This window comes from Nocardia sp. CC201C (genome assembly GCF_030010695.1).
Classification (GTDB): domain Bacteria; phylum Actinomycetota; class Actinomycetes; order Mycobacteriales; family Mycobacteriaceae; genus Nocardia; species Nocardia otitidiscaviarum.
On record NZ_JASCXP010000541.1, the window covers coordinates 1 to 4,093 of the forward strand.

Annotated in this window: 5 protein-coding genes; 1 reads left to right on the forward strand and 4 read right to left on the reverse strand. The window is 68.2% G+C overall.

The window, feature by feature from the left end; genetic code table 11:
* The 4 genes from proB to rplU all read right to left on the reverse strand — a co-directional run.
* Positions 1-712: glutamate 5-kinase (gene proB / locus QK444_RS33600; protein ID WP_282786055.1), on the reverse strand; the 712-nt coding region annotated here is incomplete at its 3' end.
* 112 nt (positions 713-824) lie between these two features.
* Complete coding sequence (obgE, locus tag QK444_RS33605) at positions 825-2,285, reverse strand: GTPase ObgE (protein WP_282786056.1); 1,461 nt, start codon at positions 2,283-2,285, stop codon at positions 825-827.
* A gap of 139 nt (positions 2,286-2,424) precedes the next feature.
* Entirely contained in the window at positions 2,425-2,685 is a 261-nt protein-coding gene (gene rpmA / locus QK444_RS33610) for a 50S ribosomal protein L27 (RefSeq protein WP_029927109.1), read from the reverse strand.
* Between the two features lie 111 nt (positions 2,686-2,796).
* Entirely contained in the window at positions 2,797-3,108 is a 312-nt protein-coding gene (gene rplU, locus QK444_RS33615; protein ID WP_029927107.1) for a 50S ribosomal protein L21, read from the reverse strand.
* 285 nt (positions 3,109-3,393) lie between these two features.
* Here rplU and QK444_RS33620 point away from each other — a divergent pair, with 285 nt between their 5' ends.
* Entirely contained in the window at positions 3,394-4,041 is a 648-nt protein-coding gene (locus tag QK444_RS33620; RefSeq protein ID WP_282786057.1) for a pentapeptide repeat-containing protein, read from the forward strand.
* Positions 4,042-4,093: the final 52 nt, after the last annotated feature.

Below are 4,093 nucleotides of genomic sequence, written 5' to 3' on the forward strand. Positions count from 1 at the left end.
GCGCCGCGGACAGCTTGGACGCCATACCGCCCGTGCCGAGCGCGCCGCCGCTGCCCGCGATCACCCCGTCCAGATCCGCGCTGCCGCGCACCTCCGGAATGAAATTCGCGCCGCCCTTGCGCGGGTCGCCGTCGTAGAGGCCGTCCACATCGGAGAGCAGCACCAGCGCGTCCGCACCCACCAGGTGCGCCACCAGCGCCGCCAGCCGGTCGTTGTCGCCGAACCGGATCTCTTCGGTTGCGACGGTGTCGTTCTCGTTCACCACCGCGATGGCGTGCAGGGCACGCAGCCGATCGAGAGTGCGTTGCGCGTTGCGATGCGATTCCCGCCGCGCGAAATCGTCCGCGCTGAGCAGCACCTGTCCGACCACGCGGCCGTAGCGCGCGAACGAGGCGCCCCAGGCGTGCGCCAGCGCCAGCTGCCCCACGCTCGCCGCCGCCTGCTTGGTCGCCAGATCCTTGGGGCGACTGGACAATCCCAGCGGTGCGATGCCAGCGCCGATCGCACCGGAGGACACCACCACCACATCCGATCCGGCCCGCATCCGCGTCTCCACCGCATCGGCCAGCTTGTCCAGCCGATCGTTGTCGAGGCCGCCCTCCAGGCTGGTCAGCGCGGAGGAACCGATCTTCACGACGACACTGCGCGCCGACGCGATGGCCTGCCGGGCGTCACTGCGCTCGGTCTCCACCCGCGTGATACTCGAACTCACTGCACCACACCTCAATTCGCCCGCGGTACACCCGCTGCACCGCCGCCGCGGTCACTGTCGAACACCGCGCCGCCGCCCACGCCACGATGCGGGAGCGAACCACCGCGGCACGTCATTCCTCGTAGTCGTCCTCGTCCACCAGACCACGGCGCACCCGCGAGGCATGCTTACGCTCGGCGGCGCTGATGCGCTCGGTCTGGTCCAGGCGCGGATCCACGCCGCGCCGCGTCATCATGACCTCCACACCCGCGGAGATCTGCGGCTCCCAGTCGAAGCACACATCACCGATGGTGACCGGCGCGCCCGGCTGCGCACCCAGCCTCACCAGCTCCTCCTCGACACCGAGGCGAGCCAGGCGGTCGGCCAGGTAGCCCACGGCCTCGTCGTTGTCGAACTGGGTCTGCGCCACCCAGCGCTCCGGGCGCTCGCCGTAGACGATGAACCCGCCCTCGGTCTCCGGATCGTGCGTCACGCGGAATCCGCTGTCGCCCTTGGCGACCGGGCGGATGACCGGACGCTTCGGTTCGGCCTTGGGATGCGCCTCCCGATACTCGGAGACCATATCGGCGAGCGCGAAGGTCAAGGGCCGCAAACCTTCCCGGCTGACGGCGGAAATCTTGAACACCGGCCAACCCCGCTTGGCGAACTCCGGAAGCACGAAATCGGCCAGCTCGTCGGCATCGGGAATATCGGCCTTGTTGAGAATGACCACGCGCGGCCGGTCCGCCAGATCCCCCAGTCCGGTATCGGCCTGCAACGCGGGCTTGTAGGAGGCCAGCTCGGCCTCGAGCGCGTCCACATCGGAGACCGGATCCCGGCCCGGCTCCATGGTGGCGCAGTCGACCACGTGGGCGAGCACCGCGCAACGCTCCAGATGCCGCAGGAAGTCCAGGCCCAGACCGCGGCCCGCGCTGGCCCCCGGAATCAGTCCCGGCACATCGGCGACGGTGAAGGTGGTGTCACCGGACTGCACGACCCCGAGATTCGGCACCAGCGTGGTGAACGGGTAGTCCGCGATCTTCGGCTTGGCCGCCGAGAGCACCGACACCAGCGAGGACTTGCCGGCCGACGGGAAACCCACCAGCCCCACATCCGCCACCGACTTGAGTTCGAGGACCAGATCGCGCTCCTGCCCCGCCTCACCGAGCAGCGCGAAACCGGGCGCCTTGCGCGCCTTCGACACCAGCGCGGCATTGCCGAGGCCGCCACGGCCGCCCTTGGCGGCGATGAAGCGCTCACCGTCGGCCACGAGATCGGCCAGGATGCCCCCGTCCGCGGTCATGACGACGGTGCCCGAGGGCACCTTCAGCAGCAGTTCCTCACCCTGTTTGCCATTGCGGTTGCCGCCCTCGCCGGGCTTGCCGTTGCCGCCCTTGGCGTGCGGGTGGAAGTGGAAGTCCAGCAGGGTGTGCACATTCGGATCGACCTCGAGGACCACATCCCCGCCATTGCCGCCATTGCCGCCGTCGGGGCCGCCGAGCGGCTTGTACTTCTCGCGGTGCACCGAGGCACAGCCGTGCCCACCCTTGCCCGCGCGCACATGCAATACGACACGGTCGATGAATTTGGACATATCGGTGATCATCCTCCTTCAGGACGTGTCGGCTGCGTTGGCAGCGCCGATCGGACAGTAGCGCGAACAGCAAAACGGGCCAGGGTGTTTCCGCACCCTGACCCGCTTCGGAAAGTTGTGGAGAAGCTCCGTGACGGCGTCAGGCCGACACCGGCTCCACGATGTTGACGGTCTTGCGGCCACGCTTGGTGCCGAACTCGACCGAGCCCGCCGCGAGGGCGAACAGCGTGTCGTCACCGCCACGGCCGACATTCACGCCGGGGTGGAAGTGGGTGCCGCGCTGACGGACCAGGATCTCGCCCGCCTTGACGACCTGGCCGCCGAAGCGCTTCACACCGAGCCGCTGGGCATTCGAGTCGCGACCGTTGCGCGAGCTGGATGCACCCTTCTTATGTGCCATTGCTAACTCCTCGTGCAGTTTCGATGCGGCATGACCGGGGCCCTGCGTGGTTACGCACGCTACCGCCTTCGGGCCTGACCGCTCATGCCGGGGTGCGAACCCCTGGTCGGACTACTTGATGCCGGTGACCTTCAGGACCGTCAGCTTCTGACGGTGGCCCTGACGCTTGTGGTAGCCGGTCTTGTTCTTGAACTTGTGGATGCGGATCTTCGGCCCCTTGGTCTGTTCGACGACCTCGGCGGACACGGAAACCTTCGCCAGCTTGTCAGCATCGGTGGTCAGCTCGGCGCCATTCACGACCAGCACCGGCGACAGCGACACCGAAGTGCCCGGCTCACCCTCGATCTTCTCGACCTTCACCAGGTCACCGACCGCGACCTTGTACTGCTTTCCGCCGGTCTTGACGATCGCGTACGTTGCCATCGGTCGGCTGCCCTTCTTCCTCTACTAGTGCACTGGGCACTGTGGCTCTCACGGCCTGTCTCCGATCGACACCGGAAACCGCCGCAGACTGGTCTGGTAATCACCGCCGCCTCAGCGCCTGGTGGCTCTCGATTGAACCGGGCCACGGCTCCACAGCAGAGTGCTGTCACCGGGCAGCGACCGTCCAAGACTACAGGACTCGGGCCTACCCCTCCAAACCGGGTCGCGATGGGGTCGAGCACATTCGCGGCGACACCTGTCGGTGACCGAGTCTATGGTGCCGGAGTGCCCCGTGAGCTGAGTGATCTCGCCTATGCCCGCCACCTCCGGCCCTTCGCCGGCGAACCGGAACCCGACGTCGGCTACGAGACCGTGCACCTGGACGGCGCGCTGCTCGCCGACACGGAGGCCAGCGGCTCGCGGTTCGAGGAATCGGCCCTGACCGGGGTGACCTTCCAGGGCGGTGTCCTGCGATTCACCCGATTCTCCGAGGTCTGGTTGCGCGGCTGCCGGTGGATCGGCACCAACCTCGGCCAGACCGATTGGATGGACGCCGAGCTGATCGACACCGCGCTCTCGGGGGTGGAGATCGTCGGCGCGGGCCTGCGGCGGGTGCGGTTCGAGGGCTGCAAACTCGACGCCGTGAACTTCCGCAATGCGAACCTGCGGCAGGTCCAATTCGTCGACTGCGTGCTGCGCCAGCCCGATTTCGGAGAGGCGAAGCTCACGCAGGTCACCTTCCCCGGATCAATCCTGGAGGGCGTCTCCCTGCATCGGGCCACGCTGAAGGACGTGGATCTGCGCGGCGCGCTCGCCGTGGACATCACCCACGGCCTGGAGGCCCTGCGCGGCGCGACCATCCGGCCCGCGCAACTCGTGGACCTGGCCCCGGCCTTCGCCCGCACCTTCGGCATCACGGTGCGCGACGACTGAATGCGGCGGGAGCGGGCGCGGCGACGACCGGCCCGGCCGACGGTTCGCGACG

Excerpts from the sequence above, each read along its gene's own strand:
- obgE (WP_282786056.1), bottom strand. The coding sequence starts at position 2,285 with ATGTCCAAATTCATCGACCGTGTCGTATTGCATGTGCGCGCGGGCAAG.
- rpmA (WP_029927109.1), bottom strand. The coding sequence starts at position 2,685 with ATGGCACATAAGAAGGGTGCATCCAGCTCGCGCAACGGTCGCGACTCG.
- rplU (WP_029927107.1), bottom strand. The coding sequence starts at position 3,108 with ATGGCAACGTACGCGATCGTCAAGACCGGCGGAAAGCAGTACAAGGTC.